Here is a 21,220-nt window from a genome sequence, read left to right as displayed (position 1 = left end):
GGATCGAATGGGAGAGGAACGGCGGTGCGGGAATGGGATCAGCGGATCGGGATCTCCGCGGCGACGGTCCACGTACCGTCCTGCGCGGCGGCGTTGAGCGTGCCGCCGAGCGATGCGATCGTTTCGCGCTGCAACGCCAGTCCCCTGCCGTGCCGGGTGCCGCGGACGGCGGCCGACGCGCCGTCGCCGATCGCGTTGACCTCGGCGATGCGGACGCGATGCGGCTCCACGGTGACGAACAGACTGTAGGTGTTCCCCGAGCCGCCGTCACGCCCGTCTGGCGCGTCCTCCCACGCCGCATGACGCACCACGTTGGCATAGACCTCCTCCACGAACCCGAGGACGGCCCGGCGCACCTGCGGGGGCGGGACCGGGCGGTCGGGGCCGTCGCCTTCGACCGTCACGCGCGAGACGCCGGACATGCCGACCATGGCCATGACGCGATCCTGGTCCTCTAAGTACCGTTCGAGTTCGGCGACGAACCCGGCCAGCCCGACCGGCTCTGAGACTTCGGTCGACCCGTTTTCGGCCTGCATGCCGGCGTCGGAACCGCCGGAACCGTCGGAGCCGTCCAGATCGGCGAGCGCGCGCTTGCCATCCAGCACGTCGATCACCTCGTGCACGCGGTCGAGCACATGGTGGGAGCGTTCGTAGATCGCGTCCAGCGCGGCGTCCAGATCCGCACCCGAGCCGGCGTCCCCATCGGCCGCGGACGCGTCGTTCCCGCCTCCCATGCCCGGCCCCGTCTTGGCGCGCCAAGCGAGCATGGCGATGACGGACATGTCATTGGCCACCGAATCGTGGATCAGGTGCGCCAACTGCTGCTCGCGCGTGAGCCGGCCGACCATGGCCTCGCTGCGGGCGAGCCGCTCCCCCGCCACGGCGTTGCGCCGGAACGAGTGCCCGAACAACGCCAGAAAGCCGCTCACCAGACAGGACAGCGCGACGGCGAACGGCCAGACAAGCCACGGCGAAACGCCGCCCGCGCCGGCGAACGAGCCGCCCGTCTCCGCGGCGAACCCGTCCACGAACCCGGTCAGCCCCTCGACCGCCGCACTCGACGCGCCCCACAGCACGCCGCACGTCACCTCGGCCACGGCGTATCCGGCCACCATGGGCACGCAGGCGCGGGCCGAGCAAACGTATCCGGCCGTGAGGAACACGGCGAACAGGGCGATCGTCACCGCCAACGTCGTTCCGCCGCCCGGCGCGAAGCACGCCGCCAGCGCGGCCGCCAGCCCCACCGGCGCCATCACGCGCGGCGCGGCGGGCAGCAGCACGATCACCGCGAGCATGACCAGCACAGCCGCGGCGTCCAACGCGGAATGCGGCTGGACGACCAGCAGCGCGCACACCCACAGCGCCACGCCCAGCATGCGCGTGCGTTCGAGGAAATGCGGTTCGCGCCACCAGCGACGCCATCGCGGGGGCGCGCCGCCCGTTCCGCCCATCTCGTCCGTTCCGCCCATCCCGTTCACCTGCCGGGCGTGCGCGGGGCATCGAACCGAGCGCCGGCCGGGTTCGGCGGCAGGATGAACAGCGCCACCTGGCTCAGCAGATACGCCACGACCAGCAGCACGGTGGTGAGCGTGCCCATCGCCGCACCGGACGCGCTGGCGGCGAACATGGTCGTCCCCGCCGCGCCGAGGTACCCGATCTCAAGCGCCAGCGGCAGCAGCACCCACCAGCCGCGCAGGTTCTCGTCGTGCAGCCGGCGCACGGACGCCGCCAGGAACGGCACGAACAGCGCAACGGTGAGGATCAGCGTGGCCCACGAATGGATCGGCCCCTCGTCGTCGAGGGGCACGTTCAGCACCAGCGTGTCCGCCGCGGCCGCCACCACGCTGCATATGAGCGTCGTCGCGAAGCAGAACAGCACGCCCCACCAGTATTCGCCGCGCGACGCCCGGCCGCGGTACACGAAGGTCTTGCGCCAGAACCGCGCCACCGCCGCGCCGAACCCGATGCCGTAGTACGGGTCGTCCAACGCGGGCGCGCCGCCCTCCGTCGACCGCGGATCGTCGGGGCTGTACGCCACGTATGGGTTGGGATTGGGATTGTTCATGATCGCTCCTTCGCAGGTCGCTTCCGATCAGGTTGCCGTCGATTCCCATGCAACCGTGCTTTGCGCCCCGCGTCCAGTATTGCGCCCGGTCTGTCCACGGGCGTGTACCGATGGGCGGAGGGGCATGGCACCGCCGGTATGGTGGGAGGCATGGGCAACGAATATGGACCGTCCGCCGCGGATGCGGGCGGGATAGCAGCAACGGCGACGACGACAACGGAACGCGACGGCGGCGGGCGGCACGGGGACGCCGCGTGGCATGCATTGCCGCATCGGGTCACGCGGGTGTGGACGGTCAACGCCGTCATTGAGTCCCTGATCGTCTGGGCCGTGTGCGGGGCGGTCGCCGCGATCGGCATGGCGTACGACTGGTGGGGCGTGTGGCCGTGGCCGGCGGTCGCGTTGGGGCTGGTGGTGGCGTACGGTGTGGCGGGATTGGCCGCGCAGCCGCTGCAGAACCGTTACGCGTACGCGTTCAGCCGGTTTTCGATCGGAGAGCGCGACCTGCGCATCCGCAAAGGATGGCTGTTCCGCTCCACCACCGTCGTGCCGTTCAACCGCATCCAACACGTGGACGCCAGGCAGAACCCGGTGCTGCGGCATTACGGGCTGACGGCCGTCACCGTGCACACGGCGGTGGATGCGCACACGATCGAGGCGCTGGAAACCGCCGAGGCGGAGCGCGTGACGGATCTCATCACCAATCGCGTGGCGCGTTCGCGGGAGGACCTGTAATGTCGGCGGCGGATGGGCGCGAGGAGCCCCGGTGGCGTCGACTGCATCCCGCGGGGCTCGTGGTCGCTTTGGCGCGGTCGGCCAAGGCGTGCGTGGGCGTGATCGCCACGGTCGTGATCATCGCGGCGCGCGGGCTGTCGCACACCGACTCGGATGCCGACGCACTCGCCGGAATGTCCTCCGGGACCGTGATCCTGATCGCCGCCGCGGTGGGCATTGGCTGCGCGATCGCGCTGGGGCCGCCGGTCATGCGATGGATGACCACGCGGTATGCGCTGGGCGCGCGGGAGCTCGCGTGGACGAGCGGACTGTTCTTCCGCAGGCGCCGGTCGCTTGCCTACGACCGCATCCACGCGATCGGCAGCGCGTCACCGTGGTATTTGCAGCCGTTCCACGTGGTGACGGTCACGGTGTCCGCGGGCGGCGGTGAGGCGGACATCACGCTGGACGCCGTGGGCGAGAACGTGCAGCTCGAATTGGAGCGGCTCAGGGCTGCGGCGTTCCGGGAGGATGCGGAAGCCAACGCGGGCACGGAATCGAACATGTTCGAGAACAATGCCGGCAGCGGGCGCAACAACGGTGCCGAACATGTTCGACACGCGGGGCAGCCGGAGATGAAGGCACCCTCCAAGCCCGACGCAGTGCCGGACTGCGAGCCGGTCTTCCGCGCCACCGGGCGGGACATCCTGCTCTATGCGCTGAGCGACGTGACGCTCCTCGCCTCCGCGCTGGTGCTGTGGGGCTTCTGGCAGAAGATCAGCGACGTGCTGCCCGAACGCGTGGCGCGGGCGACCGCCGGCTCCGTCATGGGCGTCATGACCCGCGGCGCGCTGGCGATCGCGCTGGCCGCGCTGTTCGTCGTGATCGTGCTGCTCATGGTGTCGGTCGTGAGCGCGTTCCTGCGCTTCCACGGTTTTGCGATCTGGCGTCGCGGCGACGATCTGGTCATTTCGCGCGGACTGGTCACGCGTCGGGTGACCACGCTGCCGGTCAGCCGCATCCAGAGCGTGGAGATACGCCGCAACGTGCTGCGACGGCTGCTGGGCCTGCGCTCGGTGCGCGTGGGGTTGAGCGCGTCCGGCACGGTCGGCGGAAACGGGGATGACGACGACCGCGACGACGACCAATCCGCCTCGACGCTGCTGCCGGTGGTGGGCGCGGCGCAGGTGTACGGCGTCATGGCGCGGATCCTGCCGGAATGGGGACTGGCCCCGGTCAGCACGCGCAGGACCGGGCGCGGGCTGGGCCGCTACTATCTGATGGTTCCGACCGTAGCGTTCCTCGCCTCGGGCGCACTTACGGCGGCGGCGTTCGCATGGTTCCGGTCCGCCCCGCGCATGCCGCTGCCCGTGATGCTCATGGCCGTCGCGGTGCCGGCCGCCATGCTGTGGTGGCTGGCCACACGGGCGCTGAAATGGCGCGTCGACGGTTTCGCGATCCCTGGGGACGCTCCCGAGGCGCTTCCCCACCGCATCGTGTCCACCTGCGCCGAACGGCTCACCCTCATCACGCTCGTCACCCGCCGGCCCCGCGTGCAGAGCTTCGCGCGCGCGACCACGCTGTGGCGCGAACCGCACGGCGTGGAGCGCGTCGACATGCCCCTGTTCGTGCTCAACGGCACCAACGCCCTCAATTTCCACGCCATCCGCCGCGCCGACGCCGACCGTCTGGAGGATTGGCTGGAAGGAACGAAGGGATAATTCACGCCGAGTTCATGTTCGCCGCGCACGGCACACGGGCGGCGCGGGGATAATCGAACTTATGATCGAGGCAGTCGAAAGCACCTCCACCGGTTCGTGGCACGAAACACCGGTGCTCATCGTGTCGCTCGTCATGATCGCCGTCTCGCTCGTCGTCTTCGGCGTCTGCCTGCGGCTCATACGCAAGACGAGGGATTCCCGACAGCGCTGCACGGCCGAAACGACCGGCACCGTGAGCGAACTGCGCGAACGCCACGACAACGACGGCACGTTGTGGTCGCCCGTGTTTTCCTACACGGTCGGGGGTCATAACTACGAGCTGAAGTCGGGCATTTGGTCGCACCCGAGCAAATTCCACGTGGGCGACAAGGCGACCGTCCTGTACGACCCGTTCGAGCCGTCCCACGCATACATGCGGAAGGACCATGGCCGCATGATCGTGCTCGTCTCGTTCGCCGCAGCCAGCGTCGTGGACTTCATCGCCGGCGTGGTCATGCTTGCGCTGTGGATGCCGCGGTGACGGCGCCGTTCCGAGGCGGAGCCGCGGCTCCGCCCGACTTCAGACTGGTCACGCGGACGGCAAGCGCGGAGGGCGCCAATTTGGCGAATATCCGGTACAGTCGGTAGAAGGCCAGCGGCGTATACGTGGCGCATCCGCGTTCCGCACGGGCCAGCGTCCGCACGGCCTCCCTCCTCAGATCGAGATACGGCAGACGGGCAAGCTTGCCGGACACGGCGCCGCGCACGTTCATCTCGGTGTCCATATTGCCGGGGCTGAACAGCAGCACGTTTACACCCCGCTCGCGCTCCTCCTCATGCAGCGCGCGGGAGAGGAACCGCACGTACGCCTTGCTTGCGGCGTACACGGCCTGCCAAGGGATCGGAGCGAAGGGCGACACCGATCCGGTGATCACCGCGAAGCTTCCCCTGCCCATGTACGGCAGGCAGACGCGGCTGACCATCGTCATGGCCGTCACGTTGAGATCGATCATGGCGCGGATGTCTGCGGGGCTCATGTCTCGCAGCACGCCCTCGCGCTCGTATCCGGCGTTGTTGATCAGCACTCGGATGTTCGGCCGTTCGTCCTCCAGCATGCCCGTCAGCGTCCCATATGCGTCAGGACCGGTCAGATCCAGCGGAATGGTGCGGATGCGCGTATGCGAGTTGCCGTACTTCCCAGCGAGCGCACGCAGCCGCCGCTCGCGCCGGGCGACGATCCATATCTCATCGAGATTGCGGTAACGCGCGACGATCGCCTCGAGGAACGCCGCGCCGAGGCCCGACGACGCACCGGTGACTATGGCGATGGTTCTGGTTTGAATCCCGTTCATTCGACGGCTCCTTCGATTCGTGTGGCTTCCGATGTGGTTGCTGATTCACTGACGGCCCTTGCGGCGGCGCGGGGCGAGCGCGGCGGGACCGTGCTGCCCGACGGCGAACAGGAGCGCGCGCAGGCCGCCGATGCGCGGATCGGGGCGTTTGCCATGCCCGATGCGGTTCATCTGCACCTCGAACCAGCTGATCACCAGAATGCCGCCGAACGCCTTGTCGAGCGCCTTGACGCCGGTCGTGACGCGCGGCAGGTCGACGGAGCCCCGCCAGCCGTCGCGGATGATGCGGTTCGGCAGGTCGGGCACGAGCGCCAGGGGACGCGCGACGCCGATCATCTGCGTGATGCCTTCGTCGAGCGCCCGCTCCATGTCCCCGGCGTTGCGGAAGCCGCCGGTCAGCGCCACCGGCACGCTCAGCTCGCCCTTGACGCGCCGCGCGAAGTCGGTGAAGTAGACGCCGCGCCGGCGGTCCTCGGCCGCGCCGGCGTTGGTCTGGATGACCGGCTTGGCGTAGGTGCCGCCGGAGATGTCGATGAGGTCCACGCCGCGGGCTTCGAGCTGCTTCATGACCCAGATGGATTCCTCCTCGCTGAACCCGCCCGGAGCGCCGTCCTTTTCGTTGACCTTGACGGCGATCGGCACGTCGCTTGAGTTGAGCTTCACCGCGACCGGGAAGTCGGGGCCGACCGCCCCGCGCACCGCGTCGAGCACTTCGAACAGGAAGCGGGCGCGGTTTTCGAGGCCGCCGCCGTATTCGTCGGTGCGGCGGTTGTCGAGCGGCGAGAGGAACTGGTTGATGAGGTAGCCGTGCGCCGCGTGGATCTCCACGCCGGTGAAGTCGGCCTTTTTGGCGATGCGCGCCGTGTTGGCGAATCGGCGGATGATGTCTTGGATCTGCTCGCGCGTCAGTTCGGTCGGCTCGGCGAAGAATCTGCCGTAGTCGCCGTCAACCGCGCCGGCGCTCGGCGCGAGCGGATGCGGGTTGACGGTGATGGGCGACTGGCGGCCGGGGTGGTTGATCTGCATCCAGCAGTGCGCGCCGTTCGTGGTGCCGGCCGCGGCCCAGCGGCGCAGCATGTTGAGGTCGCGCTCGTCTTCGACGGCCACGTTGCCCGGCTCGCCGAGCTGCGTGCGGTCGACCATCACGTTGCCGGTGACGAGCACGCCCGCACCGCCCCGCGCCCACGTGCGGTAGAGGCGCACGTGCTCCTCGGTCGGCGCGCAGTCGCGGCCGGCGAGCGCCTCGTTCATCGCGGATTTGTAGAACCGGTTCTTCACCGTCGCGCCGCAGGGCAGGGTCAGCGGTTCGGCGAGCGCCGTCGCCGTCATTCCGTTCGTCTCGTATGCCATGGCTACCAACTTTCCAAATGTCCATATTTTTACAGTTGTCTAAATTAGCATATTTTTAGACATCTGCAAAATTATGGACGGTAGACTATGCTGGGGATGCGGGCTTGCATGCGCACCGGAACCCGGACGGGCGGCACGCCGCCAAGCCCCACGACCAATCCGCATGAGCCCGAACGGCGCGGCGCAACCAAACGCACAAGGAGCGAAACCGCATGAAGAAGGACCTCAACGCCAAGCTCACGCGCGGCGCGCAACGCACGCTCGACGCGTTCTTCGGCGCGATGACCGATCTGCTGCAGGACAAATCGTTCGCCGACATCAGCGTCAACGAACTGTGCGAACGCGCCGGCTACCCGCGCGCCACGTTCTACAACTACTTCGAGGACCGCGACGACCTGCTCGGCTACTGCTGGACCGTTTTGTCCGCGCGGGCCAATCTCACCGACCTGGCCTCGTCCGAGCCGGCGCACCGCGTGGACACCGCACTCGACGCGATGGCCGATCTGCTGGAATCCAACGAGGGGCTGCTGCGCACGGTGCTGGAGCACAACCCGCCCGAAGGTCCCCTGTTCTCCAGCCTGCACATGTTCATCGAGGGGCGGGCGCGCGAAATCATGGGCGCCTGCGTGGACCGGGATCGCTTCGGTCTGCCGGCCGACCTCATCGCCGACCATTACGCGAACACGCTGATGCTCGTCCTCGACTGGGCGTACCTGCGCGGCCATGCACTCACCCGCGAGCAGCTGCACGCCTATGCGCACGCGTTGCTGGGCGGGCTGGAATAAGGGCGCGCCAAGGCGCACAGGGACGACGACCGCACTCGCCGCGGCAGCCTTGGCCGGCTTGGCAACGTACCTGTACCGCATCACTCTCCGAAACCGCGCAAAACAACGTGGCAACGTACTTCACCGGCATCTTCGTCAAACCCCTGACCGGCATATTTCCGATTTGTGCGGTCGTTTTCGGGCATTCGCCCGGATAGGCCCTTGGAAAAACACCGGAATGGCGTAGCGGCTATATGGCGGAACCGCCGAATTCGACCGCACAAATCGGAAATATGCTCCGCACGGCGGCATGTAGCGGCGTAGTAAGGCCGTTCACACCCCCGCGAGCTCGAAGAACCGCTCGATCACCGCGTCGTTGAGCAGCCGTCCCCTGCGGGTGGGGACGATGCGGCTATGGTTCGCGGCATCGCGCACGACGGTGATGAGCCCCTCATCGACCATCGGCCGCAGTTGCGCAACATCGATGGGTCGCAGGGGCAGGGAGCCGTCCGATTCGCGCGCGGAAGCGATCTCCTCGTTGAGGCGCGCGAGGTCGAGTCCCTCGCGGATGCGCAGGCCCAGCATGATGAGCTCCTCGAGGTTCTCCCCCGGCGTGATGGTTTCGCTGCCGCCCCACGGGATGCGGTCCTCGTTGATGGCGGCGCCCCACAAGCGCGGATGCGCGATGTCCCATGCGCGCAGCGCCGGGCGCGGGCCGTCGTCCGGACCGGCGTCCGCAATCGCGCCCGCGTTGACGTGCGAATGCGCGCCGGGGCCCAATCCCGCCCAGTCGACATTGCGCCAGTAGCCGAGGTTGTGCCGGCTCTCATACCCGGTACGCGCCCAGTTGGAGACCTCATACCATTCAAGCCCGGCGTCGGCGAGCATGTCGTCCACGATCTCGTATTTCAGAGCCTCGTCGTCGTCATCCGGCTTGGGCAGGGTGCCGGCGGCGATTCGCCGGCCCATTTTGGTGGTGGGCTCCACGGTCAGGGCGTAGGCGGAGATGTGGTTGACGCCCAGATCAATGGCCGCGCGCACCGATGTGCGCCAATCGTCGAGGCTCTCCCCCGGAGCGCCGTAGATGAGGTCCACGCTGCTTCTGAGCCCGGCCGCGTCCGCCGCGCGCACGCCGGCCTCCACGTTCGCCGGCGTGTGTGTGCGGTCCAGCGTGCGCAGCACATGCGGCATGGCGGACTGCATGCCGAAGGAGACGCGCGTGAAGCCGCCGTCCGCAAGCTCGCGGATGTAGTCGGCGTCCACGGTGTCCGGATTCGCCTCGGTGGTGACCTCCGCGCCGGGTTCCAGCCCCCACGTCGCGCGCACGGCGTCCAGCATGGCCACGAGGTCGCGCGCGGGCAGGATGGTGGGCGTGCCGCCGCCGAAGAACACGGTGGACGCGGGCGGCTCCTCGACGCCGTGGGCGAGCTGCCAGTCGCGCACGAGCCGCATTTCGCGGATCACCATGTTCGCGTAGTTGCCGCGCGAGGCGCCCGCGCCCAGGTCCACGGCCGTGTACGTGTTGAAGTCGCAGTAGCCGCAGCGCCTCAGGCAGAACGGCACGTGGACATAGATCTCGAAAGACATCAGCCTTCCGTCTTCTGCGCGGCGCGGATCTTGTCCTTGGTGTCGCGGTCGTTGCCGGCCTCGCCGGTGGACAGCGCGGCGATGAACGCCTCCTGCGGCACCTCCACGTGGCCGAGCATCTTCATGCGCTTCTTGCCGGCCTTCTGCTTTTCGAGCAGCTTGCGCTTGCGGGTGATGTCGCCGCCGTAGCACTTGGCGAGCACGTCCTTCCTCAGGGCGCGGATGTTCTCGCGCGCGATGATGCGCGAGCCGATGGCCGCCTGGATCGGGATCTCGAACTGCTGGCGCGGAATAAGCTCGCGCAGCTTCTTGGTCATCATCACGCCGTAGCTGTACGCCTTGTCGCGGTGCACGATCGCGCTGAACGCGTCCACCTTCTCGCCCTGGATGAGGATGTCCACCTTCACCAGATCGGCCGCCTGCTCGCCGTCCTCGTGGTAGTCGAGCGACGCGTAGCCCTTGGTGCGGGACTTCAACTGGTCGAAGAAGTCGAACACGATCTCCGCGAGCGGGATGCGGTAGTGCATCTCCACGCGGTCGGTGGAGATGTACTCCATGGTGCCCATGATGCCGCGGTGGTCCTGGCACAGGTCCATCACCGCGCCGATGAACTCCTTCGGGGTGATGATGTCCGCCGCGACCATCGGCTCGACGATCTTCTTGATCTTGCCGTCCGGGAACTCGCTCGGGTTGGTCACGTGGTGCACGGTGTTGTCCTCCGCGGTCACGTCGTACGGCACGTTCGGCGCGGTGGAGATGAGGTCGAGCCCGAATTCGCGCTCGAGGCGCTCGGAGACGATCTCCATGTGCAGCAGGCCCAGGAAGCCGCAGCGGAAGCCGAAGCCCAGCGCCACGGACGTCTCCGGCTCGTAGATCAGGGCCGCGTCGTTGAGCTTGAGCTTGTCGAGCGCGTCGCGCAGGTCGGGGAACTGCGCGTTGTCGATCGGGAACAGGCCGGAGTAGACCATGGGCTTCGGGTCGCGGTAGCCGGGCAGCGGCTCGCTGGCCGGGCGCGCGGCGGAGGTCAGGGTGTCGCCCACCTTGGACTGGCTCACGTCCTTCGCGCCGGTGATGATGTAGCCGACCTCGCCGGCGCCGAGCGCCTTGGTGGGCGTCATGTCCGGGCTGATCACGCCGATCTCGATGGGCTCGTGCGTCATGCCGATGCCCATCATGTGCACCTTCTCGCGGCTCTTGAGCTCGCCGTCCTCCATGCGGATGTAGGTGACGATGCCGCGGTACGAGTCGTACACGGAGTCGAAGATGAGCGCGCGGGCCGGGGCCTTGGGATCGCCGTGCGGCTCGGGCACCTCCATGACGATGCGGTCGAGCAGTTCGGCCACGCCCTCGCCGGTCTTGCCGGACACGCGCAGCACGTCGCTCGGTTCGCAGCCGATGAGGCCGGCGATCTCCTCGGCGTGCTTGTCCGGCTCGGCGGAGGGCAGGTCGATCTTGTTGAGCACCGGGATGATGGTCAGGTCGTGGTCGATGGCCATGTACAGGTTCGACAGCGTCTGCGCCTCGATGCCCTGCGTGGCGTCCACGAGCAGCACCGCACCCTCGCACGCGGCCAGCGCGCGGGAGACCTCGTAGGTGAAGTCCACGTGGCCGGGGGTGTCGATCATGCCGAGCGTGTACTCGGTGCCGTCGAACGTCCACGGCACGCGCACGGCCTGCGACTTGATGGTGATGCCGCGCTCCTGCTCGATGTCCATGCGGTCGAGGAACCGGTCGCGCATCTCGCGCTCGGGCACGATGCCGCTCAGCTGCAGGATGCGGTCGGCCACGGTGGACTTGCCGTGGTCGATGTGCGCGATGATGCAGAAGTTGCGGATCAGCGACTGATCGGTATACCCGGGCTTGTTCTTCTGCTCAACCACCTGTTTCGGCTCCTTGCTCCTCGACTGCCGTCATGTTCCAAACATCCCAAGTCTAGCGGCTGGCCTGCCCTACATCTTGACCAGGTCGTTGACGCCGTAGTCGGCCAGCACGCGCCAGTCGCCGGCCGGATTGGCGAACTTCACGCGCGCGGTCGTCGTCTCGGCGTCGTAGATCCAGCCCTCGCCCGCCGCGGCCCACGCCTCGGGGTCGACGAACTCGGCCAGCCTGCGCCTGCCGTTCGCGTCCCCGGCCCCGTCCGCGCCCGTCTCGAGGTCGAAGGCGAACGGCTTGACGGCGTCGGCGAACACGTCGAGCGTGACCGAACGCACCTTCGAGGCGTACCGGCCCTCGCGCCGCGCCTCGATCACCGCCACGCCGCCGTCCGCTGAGCCGGACCCGCCCGCGGGCGTCACGGCGAGCGTCGTGAGCAGGTAATTGCCGTGACGGTACGCGTTGCTCGCGCCGTCGTCCTCGTACAGCGCGAACGCGTTGGCGCGCGACGGCTCGACGAGGACCTCCAGACGCTCGATCGGCTGCGTGTGCAGGTTCGTCACGTCCGGGCTCAGCGGCAGGACCGCGCCGGCGCGCAGGAACATGGGGATCGTGCCCAGATCCACCGGCACGGTGACGGTCTGGCCGCCGGCGTGGCGCCGCCTGGTGCCCCACTCGTACCAGTCGCAGCCCGCGGGCAGGTACACCGGCCATTCGGTCGCGCCCGGCTCGAGCACGTTCGCCACAAGCAGGTCGGCGCCGAACATGAACTCGCACCCCTCGTCCCAGCAGCGCGGGTCGTCCGGGAACTCGTAGACCAGCGGGCGCATGACCGGGTCGCCCTCGACGGACGCGAGCCGCAGCAGCGAGTACATGGCCGCCGCCAGCCGGTAGCGCAGCCGCACCGCGTCGGCGATGTACGGCGTGTACGACGGGTACATGAACGGCTCGGTCACGGTGTTGTCCGTGTTGGACGAGTTCGTCATGAAGCGCGGCATGAACGCGCCCTCCTGGAACCAGCGCACCAGCAGCTCCGGCTCCGGGCGGGGGCCGAACCAGCCGCCGATGTCCGCGCCGTGGTTCGCCGCCCCGGACAGCCCCATGCCGAGGATCGTGGCGATGTTCCACCTGAGGGTCTTCCAGCTCGTTGCGTTGTCGCCGGCCCACGTCTGCGCGTACCGCTGGATGCCCGCGTATCCGGCGCGCGAGATCACGTACGGGCGGCGGTCCGGATTGTGCCGCAGGAGCGCCTCGGTGGACGTGAACGCCATCATGTTGGTCAGGGCCGGGCGCATGCCGCCCACCGCGCGCGGCGAGCCGTCGGCGTCCACGCGCGCGTCCGCGTCGTCGATCTCGAACTCGCAGTTGTCGTCCCAGATGCCGTCGATGCCGTTGTCCAGCAGCGCCTCGGTCATGTGCCGCTCCCAGATTTCGCGCGCCGCGGCGCTCGTGAAGTCCGGGAAGCCGGCGAATCCGCCCCAATAGCGCTGCCGCTGCGTGCGCTCGCCGTCCGCCGCGCGCACGAACGCGCCGGATCGGTCGTACTCGTCGTAGTCGGGATGCGTGGTGAGGATGCCCGGCTTCACGTTCGGCGTCACCGCCACGCCGAGTTCCTTCATGCGCGCGACGAACCCGGCCGGGTCCTTGAACTTCGCCTCGTTCCAATGGAACTGGTAGCGCTTGCCGTTCGGCATGCACGTGTACCCGGAGGCGAGCGCGAACGCGTCGAGCGGGATGCCCTCGCGCCGGCAGCGCTCCGCGAACGCCACGATCGCGTCGTCGGCGTCCCGCTCGAGCTCCGTGTAGTACATGGTGGTGTGCCCGTAGCCCGTGTCCCCGATCGGCGGCAGCGCGCTCTTGCCCGTCAGGTCGGTGTAGCGGCGCACCACGTCCGGGATGGTCGGGCCGTTGATGAAGAACCAGTCCACGTCGCCGCCGTCCACCTCGTACAGGCAGTAGCGCTCCCAGTAGCCGCTGCGCTCGCGGCCCATGTCGAAGGTCGCGTCGTGCGGGTTGTCGTAGAACATGCCGCACGCGCGGCGGGTCTCGTCGTTGAAGCGGATGTAGAACGGGATGTGCTTGTACAGCGGGTCGGACAGCTCGGCGTCGTAGCCGCAGGCGTCCACGTTGTGCATGCGCATGCGGCGGTGGAGCTTGTTGAGCGGGCCGGTCTTCTCGCCGAAGCCGTAGCAGTGGTCGTGCTCGCCGATCACCGAGTAGTGCATGCGGCGGCCGTTGGAGTCCTCCATGAACGAGCGCTCCCTCAGGTCGCGGTGGAGCACGGCTCCGGTGGCGGCGTCGCGGATCTCCACGCCGAAGGGCTCCTTGTACAGGATCACGGTCAGCTTCGCGGTGCCGGTGCGCCAGTGGTCGCCGCGGTCCTCGAGCTTAGGCGTGATGGGCGCGACGCGCGTGCGCTCGGCGGCGAGCAGGCCGTCGAGTTCGTCGGGCCACGCGGTTTTCACGAGCGCGTACGAGTGGTCGGGCGCGAACTCGTCGTCGAACGTGCAGCGGAATCGGATCACGTCGTCGTCCATGAGGTAGATGCGCAGGCGCCCGCCGTCGGTGGCGAGGTCGATGCGGTCGTCCGTGGCCGCGATGGCGATGATGGCGTTGGAGAACTTCATTGTTGGTCCTTTCGGCTTGGCCTGCCCACCATTATCGCGTGAATTTCGGGATTGCGCGCGCATGTTTCGGGAATTTGCCGGGCGACGTGGCGCTCCATATGCCGCTGACCGCGCAGTCACCCGAATTTTCCCCGCCGACGCGCGAAATTCGGCGCGGCTTGGTCCACGCATGTGTTATCATGTCCGTTTGTATGTCCTTGTAATACACGTTTACGTCGTTTGGAGTAGATAGTGGCTAACATCAAGTCGCAGAAGAAGCGCGTGCTGACCAACGAGAAGGCGCACCAGCGCAACGTCCAGGTCAAGTCCGCCATCAAGACCGCCGTCCGCGCCACCCGCGAGGCCATCGCCTCCGGTGACAAGGCCGCCGCCGAGACCGCCTACCAGGTGGCCGCCCGTCGTCTGGACAAGGCCGCCAGCGCCGGCGTGATCCACAAGAACCAGGCCGCGAACCGCAAGTCCGGCCTCGCCGTGGCGATCAACGCGCTCTGATTTCGATCCGTTCGGAATCGACCTTCGAGTAATCCCGCAGCTCCCGCAAGGGTCTGCGGGATTACTGTTTTTCGAGACGGTTCGCAGGCGCACGGCCGCCATTGGCCGGACGGTGGATTACGCGCGGTACGCGCAGGGCGACCGCCGCCCGTCTCCCCGCGCACTCGTCCCCCATCAGTCCTATTGATTCCTTATTTGTCCCCGGCGCCGTTCGACCGCTCGCCGTCCGACCGCTCGCCGGATGACGCCCCGCCCCCGCGATCCACCGCCCCGGGGAACGTGAGGTTGCACGCCACGGACACCATGCGCAGCACGAACACCACGGCCACGATCACCACGTCGAGCGCCATCTCCCACTGCATGCCCACCGTGCCCGCGCGCACGATCTTGTAGACGATCACCGTGAGGATGCACCCGATGAGCGACGGCACGGCGTACAGGTGCTTGTCCCGGATGATCATCGGCACCTCCCCCACCATGAGGTCGCGGAACAAACCGCCGGCGAGCGCCGTGGCCATGCCGAGGAACACGGCCGTCATGCCCGAGCTGCCGAACGCGAGCGCCTTCGCGGTGCCGTTGACGGCGAACAGGCCGAGGCCCAGCGCGTCGATCGCCACCATCGTCCACTTGAGGCGCATGATCTCCGGATGCGCCACGGCCACCACGAGTCCGGAGGCGAGGCAGGTGAGGATGTAGCCCTTGTCCGTGATGCCCACCGGCGGCAGGTCTCCGAGCAGGGTGTCGCGCACCAGACCGCCGCCGAGGGCGGTCATCCACGCGCAGGTGAGGATGGAGAACAGGTCGTAGCGCTTGCGCACGGCGGACAGCCCGCCGGACAGCCCCCACACGAAGATGGCGAGGTATTCGATGCCCACGAACACGGCGTTCGTCTCCAAGGCCACTTCCATGCCGGCGATCCCCTTTGCGATCTCGTTCCCGTTGCGATGCCGTTGCCGCGGCGGAACGGTCGAACCGCCCCGCCGCCGGGTGCCAGCATAGCCGCTCCCCTGGCCGTCGCACGTTCCGTCCGCGCCACGCCCCAACGCGCGTTCGCATCGGCGTCCATCACAAACAAGCATCCGCATAGTGCGCAGATGCTCCTGCCCCAACGGCGAAACATCTCGCAAAACAGCGAAGTCCCCTGCAATTCCAATGATTGCAAGGGACTTCGGAGGCTGAATCGTCAGCCAACGACTGCTGGCAATTTGTCAGCAGACCTTCCACATCCAGTTATGCGGATCCTCGCGCTCGCCGAGCTGGATGCCCAGCAGCTCGTTGCGCAGATCCACGGTGAGCTTGCCGGATTCGCCGTCGGCCACGGTCACGTCGAAGTCCTTGGACTTGAAGCGGCCGATCGGGGTGATGATGGCGGCGGTGCCGCAGGCGAACACCTCGGTGACTTCGCCGGACTTGATGTCCTCGAGCAGCTGCTTGAGCGGGATCATGGTCTCGACCACGTCGATGCCGCGGTCCTGCATGAGCTGGATCAGGGAGCGGCGGGTGACGCCCGGCAGGATGTTGCCGGTCAGGGACGGGGTCTCCACGTGGCCGTCCTTGTGCACGACCATCATGTTCATGCCGCCGAGCTCCTCGAGGTAGGTCTTGGTGGCGGCGTCCACGAAGCACACCTGCTGGCAGCCGTTGTCGATGCCCGTGTACTCGCCGAGCAGGGAGGCGGCGTAGTTGCCGCCGCACTTGGCGAAGCCGGTGCCGCCGGGGCCGGTGCGGAACCACTTGTCCTCAACCCAGATGCTCACCGGCTTGACGCCGCCGGGGAAGTACGGGCCGGACGGGGAGGCGATCACGCAGTAGTCGACCTCCTGCGGGGCGCGCACGCCGAGGAACGGCTCGGAGGCGAACATGAACGGGCGCATGTACAGCGTGTACTCGCGGCGGGACGGCACCCAGGCGGCGTCGCGCTTGACCAGCGCGGCCACGGAGCCGAGGAAGTCGTCCACGGACAGCTCGGGCAGGTACAGGCGCTTGGCGGAGTTCTGGAAGCGCTCGGCGTTCGCGTCCGGGCGGAACAGCCACGTGGAGCCGTCGGCGTGACGGTAGGCCTTGAGGCCCTCGAAGACCTCCTGCGCGTAGTGCAGCACGGAGGCGCCCGGGTCGAGCTTGAGCGGCGCGTACGGCTCGATGCGGCGGTCGGACCAGCCCTCGCCCTTGGTCCAGGTCATGTGGGTCATGTTGTCGGAGAAGACCTGTCCGAACGCCGGCTTGTCGATGAGCTCCTGGCGCTTGGCGTCGGAGGCCGGGTTGTCGTTGGGCAGAACGGTGAACGCTTCGGTGAGCTTGTCGAGCGCCGCCGGATCGTGATGAGATGCTTCAGTCATGGTTTCTTTACTTCTTGTACGGGCGCCGACCGGGGAGATCCCGCGACTCCGGCGCCGGAATGGTCTGAATGCCTTGCGCTTGTGGCGCGTGGCCTAGGTCGCACTATGGCACATCCGGACGACGCCGGCGTGACGCGGTTCACATTATGAAAACCCATGGCCGGCCATCGGACGCGGCCACGGCGCGCATACGAAAACGGGGAGCCCGCGCAGCGGCGGGACTCCCCGTGAAAGGCGTCGGAACGGGCCGATCAGGCCTTGGCGTCCGCGGCCGGAGCGGCAGCGGCGGCGTCGGCGGCCGGAGCGGCGGCCGGGGTCTCCGGGGCGGCGTCCTCCGGAACCTCGACGGACACGACGGAGGTCTCCGGGTCGTCGATGACGAGCTCGGCGCCCTCGGGCAGCTTGACGTCCTTGGCGAGAACCTTGTCGCCGTCGGCCAGGCCGTTGACGTCGATGACGATCTTCTCCGGCAGGTTGGCCACGTCGGCGTTGACCTCGAGGTGCTGCATGTCCACGAACGCGACGGCGGCGCCCTTCGGCAGGCCCTCGACGAACACCGGCACGGTCACGTTGACCTTCTCGCCGGCGCGGACCTCGTAGAAGTCGATGTGCTCGATGATGCGCTTGACCGGGTGGATCTGCACGTCCTTGACGATGGCCATCTTGCTCTGGTCGGCGAACTTGATGTTGAACAGGGCGTTGCGGTTGCGCAGCTGGTAGGTGGTCTCCTTGAGCGGCAGCTTGATGAAGGCGGGCTCGGCGCCGCCGGCGTAGATGGTGGCCGGGATCTGGTTGGCGACGCGCATGCGGCGGGCAGCGCCCTTGCCGAACTCGTTGCGGACTTCGCCCTCGAGCACGATGGTGTGTGCCATGATTGACTCTCCTTGAGTGTTACTTGTCGTTCTGTCATTTGACGCCACGACGCGCCGCAGAACGCACCCCAAGGAGGGGACAACATGCGCCGAGTCGATTACGGAACCGTGCGGCTCTCGCCGCGCGATGCCCTCGCCAAAGCAACAGCAATTCATTATAGCCCTACCCGGGACAAGCGGGGCGGCGCGGCGCCGACCTTACGCAACCGTAAGGTGACGAGCCGGGGCCGAACGACTACACTCCGTACCAGACGCGTGCCGCGCGCACGCCACGAAGAGGCATCGCCAGATGAAGGAGATTCAGTCGTGTCATTCATGAATTCGCTCAGGGAACAGGCCGCCGAGCTCGCCCGCAGGGCCCGCGATCTGGGGGGCAACTACGTTCCCGGGGGCGACGACTCCTCCGAGCGCGACGACTATGCGGCGCAGGCCGAGGAAAGCGCCCGCGAGGAGGGCGTCACCCTCCCCCACAGCGACGACTGGGGCCCCGGTCACCCGACCAACACGTTCATCGACCCGGAAACCGGCCTGCTCACCACCGAGACGGTCGGCATCCCCCCGATCGACGACGGCATGTCCATCTACGACATCTACGCCGACCGCGCCGCGCGCATGGGCGACGACCCGCTCTACACCTACAAGGAGGGCGAGCGCTGGGTCACCAAGACCGGCAACGAGACGCTCGCGGACATCCGCGCGGTCGCCAAGGGCCTGCTGCACTACGGGCTCAAGAAGGGCGACGGCGTGGCGTTCATGTGCCGCACCTCCTACGAGTGGGACGTGACGGATGCGGCGGTCATGGCGTGCGGCGGCGTGCTCGCCACCATCTACGACACCGACTCCGCCGAGCAGATCCGCAACATCGTGAACAACTCGGACGCCCGCCTGCTGATCGTGCAGACCACCGACATGCGCGACAAGGCCGACGGCGCCATCGAGGACTGCGTCTCGCTCGAGCACATCATCTGCCTGGAGACCGGCGGCCTCGAGGAGCTCGCGGCCTACGGCAGGTCCGTGGGCGACGCCGAGCTGGACGAGCGCATCGACTCGGTCAGGAAGACCGACCTGTGCTCGATCGTCTACACCTCCGGCTCCACCTCCACCCCCAAGGGCGTGGAGATGACCCACGAGCACTATTGCACCACCGCGCTCAACCTGCCCGAGTACATGCCCGAGCTCCTGCACAACAAGGACCATTCGGTGCTGCTCTTCCTGCCGCAGGCGCATTCGTTCGCCCGTGCGATCAACTACATCGTGGTCGCCTCCGAGCTGCACGTGTTCATCGCCTCGGGCATCAAGACGCTCATCGCGGACATGCAGGTGGCCAAGCCCACGGTCATGATCGTGGTGCCCCGCGTGCTCGAGAAGGTGTACAACGCCGCCTCGCAGAAAGCCGGCCACGGCGCCAAGGGCCTCGCGTTCGCGGCGGCCGCGGTCACCGCGCAGGACTACATGGCGGAGATCAGCGAGAGGGGCAGGGCCAGCCTCGCGCTCAAGGCCCGCCGCGCCGCCTTCGACCCGATCGTCTACCAGTCGCTGCGTCAGGCGCTCGGCGGCCGCGCCAAGTGGATCGTGTGCGGCGGCGCCCCGCTCGACCCGGAGCTCATGGCGTTCTTCCGCGGCGCGAACATCCCCGTCTACGAGGGCTACGGACTCACGGAGACCACCGCCCCGTGCGCGTTCAACCCGCTCGGCGTGCCGTACCATCAGGGCTCCGTGGGCATCGCGTTCCCCGGCTTCAAGCTGCGCGTGGCCGAGGACGGCGAGATCCAGGTCAAGGGCACCGCCGTCTTCCCGCGCTACCACAAGAACGAGGAGGCCACCGAGGGCTCCTTCACCCCTGACGGCTGGTACGCCACCGGCGATCTGGGCCGCCTGGACGACGACGGATTCCTGTTCATCACCGGCCGCAAGAAGGACCTCATCATCACCGCCGGCGGCAAGAACGTCTCCCCCGGCCCCATCGAGGAGGTCATCCAGCGCTGCGAGTTCGTCTCCCAGGCGCTGGTGCTCGGCGACAAGCGCCCGTTCATCTCCGCGCTCATCACGCTGGACGAGGAGACACTGCGCCCGTGGCTCGAGGCCAAGGGGCTCGACCGCAACATGTCCATGGAGGAGGCCGCCACCAACGCCGCCGTGCGCGCCGAGGTGCAGAAGTTCGTGGACATGGCGAACGAGGGCGTCTCCCGCGCCGAGTCCGTGCGCAAGTTCATCATCCTGCCCGAGGAGTTCACGCAGGAGAACGGGCTCATGACCGCGTCCATGAAGGTGATCCGCCCCAAGGTGATCGCCCGCTACACGCAGCTGCTCAACACGCAGATGTACACCAAGCGCAAGTAGCGCGCCTGCGCGTTCCCCGGTTTGCTCGGTCGGAACGGACGTTTTCGGTGTCGAATTCGTCCGTTTCGACCGGGTAATTTCGTTTGCTACGATGGGTGTTCGAGGGATGCTGTTTGAAAGGTCCCGTCATGCCCGTTCATCATGAGGCTCAATCCCTGCTCGCCGAGGCACGGTCATGCGGCCGGTGCGCCGTTCCCGCCGATGAGGCGACGCGCAAGGCTTTCGGCCGCCGTCTGTCCGCTGGAACCGTCGTCAGACCGTTTCGCGGCATGTACGCCGAGGCCTCACACTGGCGTTCGCTCAATCCCAACGAACGCGCCCTGCACATCATCCGCACGCTGTCGTCGCTGCATCCCCATTGGATCTTCGGCGGGCCCTCCGCGGCACTGGTGCACGGGCTCGACTGCCCCTATCCGCTTTCCCGCGCCATCTGCCGGGTGATATCCCCCGACGCGTGGAATCCGCCCAAACGAAGCGGCCTCGTTGACCTGTGCCGCACGCGCCCCGACGTCGTGCGCGTCGACGGCATCAACGTCACCAGCGTGGAAAGCACCGTGTTCGACTGCGTCATCCGGTTCCTGCCCAGCTACTCGCTGGGATTCGCGGATTCGGCGATCCGTCTGGGCAGGACCGACGCCCCGCGGCTGCTGCGATTCTGCCGCGGTCAGCGCCGCGAAGCACGGTGGGACAAGGCGGAACAGGTGCTGCTGCTGGCGGACGGGGCGAGCGAGAACGGCGGCGAGTCGCAATGCCGCGGCGCCCTGTACGAGTGCGGCTGCGCCAGACCGCGGTTGCAGGTCCCCGTGCCGTGCGTCGACGTTCCGGGACGGACGCACCGGCCGGACATGCTGTGGACCCGCGACGATGGATCATATGTGGCCTGCGAGTTCGACGGCACGCGCAAATACGTCGACCCGGCGATGATCGGAAACCGGGACGTGCGCCAAGTGGTCGCGGAGGAACGCCGACGCGCCGAATGCCTCGGATCGCAGGGCATCGACGTGTTCCGCCTGTTTTACGGCAACCTCAACGAAACGGGCGAGCTGCTGCGTCTGCTGGACGAGTACCGGGTGCCGATGGATGAGGGCATCAGGCGGCGCCTCGGCGTTTGGCCCGGTTGAAACGGACGATTTCCGCGTCGAAAACGTC

General features: G+C 67.8%; 17 protein-coding genes. 7 read left to right on the top strand and 10 right to left on the bottom strand.

From position 1 onward, the window contains the following. Positions 1–38: 38 nt before the first annotated feature. Both DSM100685_RS03570 and DSM100685_RS03565 read right to left on the bottom strand, forming a co-directional pair. Positions 39–1,469, bottom strand: a complete 1,431-nt coding sequence (locus DSM100685_RS03570; protein ID WP_152349980.1) for a sensor histidine kinase — start codon at positions 1,467–1,469, stop codon at positions 39–41. Positions 1,470–1,474: 5 nt separating this feature from the next. Further along, a complete protein-coding gene (locus DSM100685_RS03565; RefSeq protein WP_152349979.1) occupies positions 1,475–2,065 on the bottom strand; it encodes a DUF805 domain-containing protein in 591 nt (196 codons plus the stop codon). Positions 2,066–2,215: 150 nt separating this feature from the next. Here DSM100685_RS03565 and DSM100685_RS03560 point away from each other — a divergent pair, with 150 nt between their 5' ends. The 3 genes from DSM100685_RS03560 to DSM100685_RS03550 all read left to right on the top strand — a co-directional run bounded on the left by DSM100685_RS03560 (position 2,216) and on the right by DSM100685_RS03550 (position 5,020). Further along, positions 2,216–2,800 carry a PH domain-containing protein gene (locus tag DSM100685_RS03560; RefSeq protein WP_163200890.1) on the top strand — a complete coding sequence of 195 codons (585 nt, stop codon included), beginning with the start codon at positions 2,216–2,218 and terminating at the stop codon, positions 2,798–2,800. Then, the gene (locus tag DSM100685_RS03555; protein ID WP_152349977.1) at positions 2,800–4,500 is read left to right on the top strand and encodes a PH domain-containing protein; all 1,701 of its coding nucleotides are present in this window, start codon (positions 2,800–2,802) and stop codon (positions 4,498–4,500) included. Before DSM100685_RS03560 ends, DSM100685_RS03555 begins: the two co-directional genes overlap by 1 nt. Positions 4,501–4,561: 61 nt before the next feature. Beyond that, complete coding sequence (locus DSM100685_RS03550; RefSeq protein ID WP_152349976.1) at positions 4,562–5,020, top strand: DUF3592 domain-containing protein; 459 nt, start codon at positions 4,562–4,564, stop codon at positions 5,018–5,020. On the opposite strand, the gene DSM100685_RS03545 is transcribed toward DSM100685_RS03550, so the two are convergent. Then, positions 4,992–5,831 (bottom strand): SDR family NAD(P)-dependent oxidoreductase, encoded by an 840-nt coding sequence (locus tag DSM100685_RS03545; RefSeq protein WP_152349975.1) that lies wholly within the window; start codon positions 5,829–5,831, stop codon positions 4,992–4,994. The genes DSM100685_RS03550 and DSM100685_RS03545 overlap by 29 nt on opposite strands. 45 nt (positions 5,832–5,876) lie before the next feature. Next, on the bottom strand, positions 5,877–7,181 hold the full coding sequence (locus tag DSM100685_RS03540; protein WP_204314250.1) for an NADH:flavin oxidoreductase/NADH oxidase family protein: 1,305 nt from the start codon (positions 7,179–7,181) through the stop codon (positions 5,877–5,879). Between the two features lie 212 nt (positions 7,182–7,393). Here DSM100685_RS03540 and DSM100685_RS03535 point away from each other — a divergent pair, with 212 nt between their 5' ends. Then, positions 7,394–7,966, top strand: coding sequence for a TetR/AcrR family transcriptional regulator (locus tag DSM100685_RS03535; protein WP_152349974.1), 573 nt, complete (start codon positions 7,394–7,396; stop codon positions 7,964–7,966). Between the two features lie 312 nt (positions 7,967–8,278). Here the strand turns inward: DSM100685_RS03535 and hemW are convergent, their stop codons facing one another. The 3 genes from hemW to DSM100685_RS03520 form a co-directional block, all read right to left on the bottom strand. Next, the gene (hemW, locus tag DSM100685_RS03530) at positions 8,279–9,532 is read right to left on the bottom strand and encodes a radical SAM family heme chaperone HemW (protein ID WP_152349973.1); all 1,254 of its coding nucleotides are present in this window, start codon (positions 9,530–9,532) and stop codon (positions 8,279–8,281) included. Next, entirely contained in the window at positions 9,532–11,412 is a 1,881-nt protein-coding gene (lepA, locus tag DSM100685_RS03525) for a translation elongation factor 4 (protein WP_152349972.1), read from the bottom strand. The genes hemW and lepA overlap by 1 nt, the downstream gene beginning before the upstream one ends. Positions 11,413–11,481: 69 nt before the next feature. After that, a complete protein-coding gene (locus DSM100685_RS03520; protein WP_152349971.1) occupies positions 11,482–14,031 on the bottom strand; it encodes a glycoside hydrolase family 31 protein in 2,550 nt (849 codons plus the stop codon). A 231-nt stretch (positions 14,032–14,262) separates the two neighbouring features. On the opposite strand from DSM100685_RS03520, the gene rpsT reads away from it, so the two are divergent. Continuing rightward, entirely contained in the window at positions 14,263–14,523 is a 261-nt protein-coding gene (rpsT, locus tag DSM100685_RS03515; protein WP_152349970.1) for a 30S ribosomal protein S20, read from the top strand. 191 nt (positions 14,524–14,714) lie between these two features. Here rpsT and DSM100685_RS03510 read toward each other — a convergent pair whose 3' ends face one another. The 3 genes from DSM100685_RS03510 to DSM100685_RS03500 form a co-directional block, all read right to left on the bottom strand. Beyond that, entirely contained in the window at positions 14,715–15,431 is a 717-nt protein-coding gene (locus tag DSM100685_RS03510) for a trimeric intracellular cation channel family protein (RefSeq protein ID WP_152349969.1), read from the bottom strand. 300 nt (positions 15,432–15,731) lie between these two features. After that, on the bottom strand, positions 15,732–16,859 hold the full coding sequence (locus DSM100685_RS03505; protein ID WP_152349968.1) for a branched-chain amino acid aminotransferase: 1,128 nt from the start codon (positions 16,857–16,859) through the stop codon (positions 15,732–15,734). Between the two features lie 251 nt (positions 16,860–17,110). Beyond that, positions 17,111–17,731, bottom strand: a complete 621-nt coding sequence (locus DSM100685_RS03500) for a 50S ribosomal protein L25/general stress protein Ctc (protein WP_152349967.1) — start codon at positions 17,729–17,731, stop codon at positions 17,111–17,113. Positions 17,732–18,046: 315 nt separating this feature from the next. Between DSM100685_RS03500 and DSM100685_RS03495 the strand changes: the two genes are divergently transcribed. Together DSM100685_RS03495 and DSM100685_RS03490 are read left to right on the top strand one after the other, a co-directional pair. Beyond that, on the top strand, positions 18,047–20,071 hold the full coding sequence (locus tag DSM100685_RS03495) for an AMP-dependent synthetase/ligase (RefSeq protein ID WP_204314258.1): 2,025 nt from the start codon (positions 18,047–18,049) through the stop codon (positions 20,069–20,071). 128 nt (positions 20,072–20,199) lie between these two features. Continuing rightward, positions 20,200–21,192: a CTP synthase gene (locus tag DSM100685_RS03490; RefSeq protein WP_163200892.1), complete on the top strand. Its 993-nt coding sequence runs from the start codon at positions 20,200–20,202 to the stop codon at positions 21,190–21,192. Positions 21,193–21,220: the final 28 nt, after the last annotated feature.

Source organism: Bifidobacterium avesanii (genome assembly GCF_009299475.1).
GTDB lineage: Bacteria > Actinomycetota > Actinomycetes > Actinomycetales > Bifidobacteriaceae > Bifidobacterium > Bifidobacterium avesanii.
Note: the sequence above shows the minus strand (reverse complement) of the source record. Positions and strands in the feature narration are given on the sequence as shown.

Excerpts from the sequence above, each read along its gene's own strand:
- DSM100685_RS03570 (WP_152349980.1), bottom strand. The coding sequence starts at position 1,469 with ATGGGCGGAACGGACGAGATGGGCGGAACGGGCGGCGCGCCCCCGCGA.
- DSM100685_RS03565 (WP_152349979.1), bottom strand. The coding sequence starts at position 2,065 with ATGAACAATCCCAATCCCAACCCATACGTGGCGTACAGCCCCGACGAT.
- DSM100685_RS03560 (WP_163200890.1), top strand. The coding sequence starts at position 2,216 with ATGGGCAACGAATATGGACCGTCCGCCGCGGATGCGGGCGGGATAGCA.
- DSM100685_RS03555 (WP_152349977.1), top strand. The coding sequence starts at position 2,800 with ATGTCGGCGGCGGATGGGCGCGAGGAGCCCCGGTGGCGTCGACTGCAT.
- DSM100685_RS03550 (WP_152349976.1), top strand. The coding sequence starts at position 4,562 with ATGATCGAGGCAGTCGAAAGCACCTCCACCGGTTCGTGGCACGAAACA.
- DSM100685_RS03545 (WP_152349975.1), bottom strand. The coding sequence starts at position 5,831 with ATGAACGGGATTCAAACCAGAACCATCGCCATAGTCACCGGTGCGTCG.
- DSM100685_RS03540 (WP_204314250.1), bottom strand. The coding sequence starts at position 7,181 with ATGGCATACGAGACGAACGGAATGACGGCGACGGCGCTCGCCGAACCG.
- DSM100685_RS03535 (WP_152349974.1), top strand. The coding sequence starts at position 7,394 with ATGAAGAAGGACCTCAACGCCAAGCTCACGCGCGGCGCGCAACGCACG.
- hemW (WP_152349973.1), bottom strand. The coding sequence starts at position 9,532 with ATGTCTTTCGAGATCTATGTCCACGTGCCGTTCTGCCTGAGGCGCTGC.
- DSM100685_RS03520 (WP_152349971.1), bottom strand. The coding sequence starts at position 14,031 with ATGAAGTTCTCCAACGCCATCATCGCCATCGCGGCCACGGACGACCGC.
- DSM100685_RS03510 (WP_152349969.1), bottom strand. The coding sequence starts at position 15,431 with ATGGAAGTGGCCTTGGAGACGAACGCCGTGTTCGTGGGCATCGAATAC.
- DSM100685_RS03505 (WP_152349968.1), bottom strand. The coding sequence starts at position 16,859 with ATGACTGAAGCATCTCATCACGATCCGGCGGCGCTCGACAAGCTCACC.
- DSM100685_RS03500 (WP_152349967.1), bottom strand. The coding sequence starts at position 17,731 with ATGGCACACACCATCGTGCTCGAGGGCGAAGTCCGCAACGAGTTCGGC.
- DSM100685_RS03495 (WP_204314258.1), top strand. The coding sequence starts at position 18,047 with ATGAATTCGCTCAGGGAACAGGCCGCCGAGCTCGCCCGCAGGGCCCGC.
- DSM100685_RS03490 (WP_163200892.1), top strand. The coding sequence starts at position 20,200 with ATGCCCGTTCATCATGAGGCTCAATCCCTGCTCGCCGAGGCACGGTCA.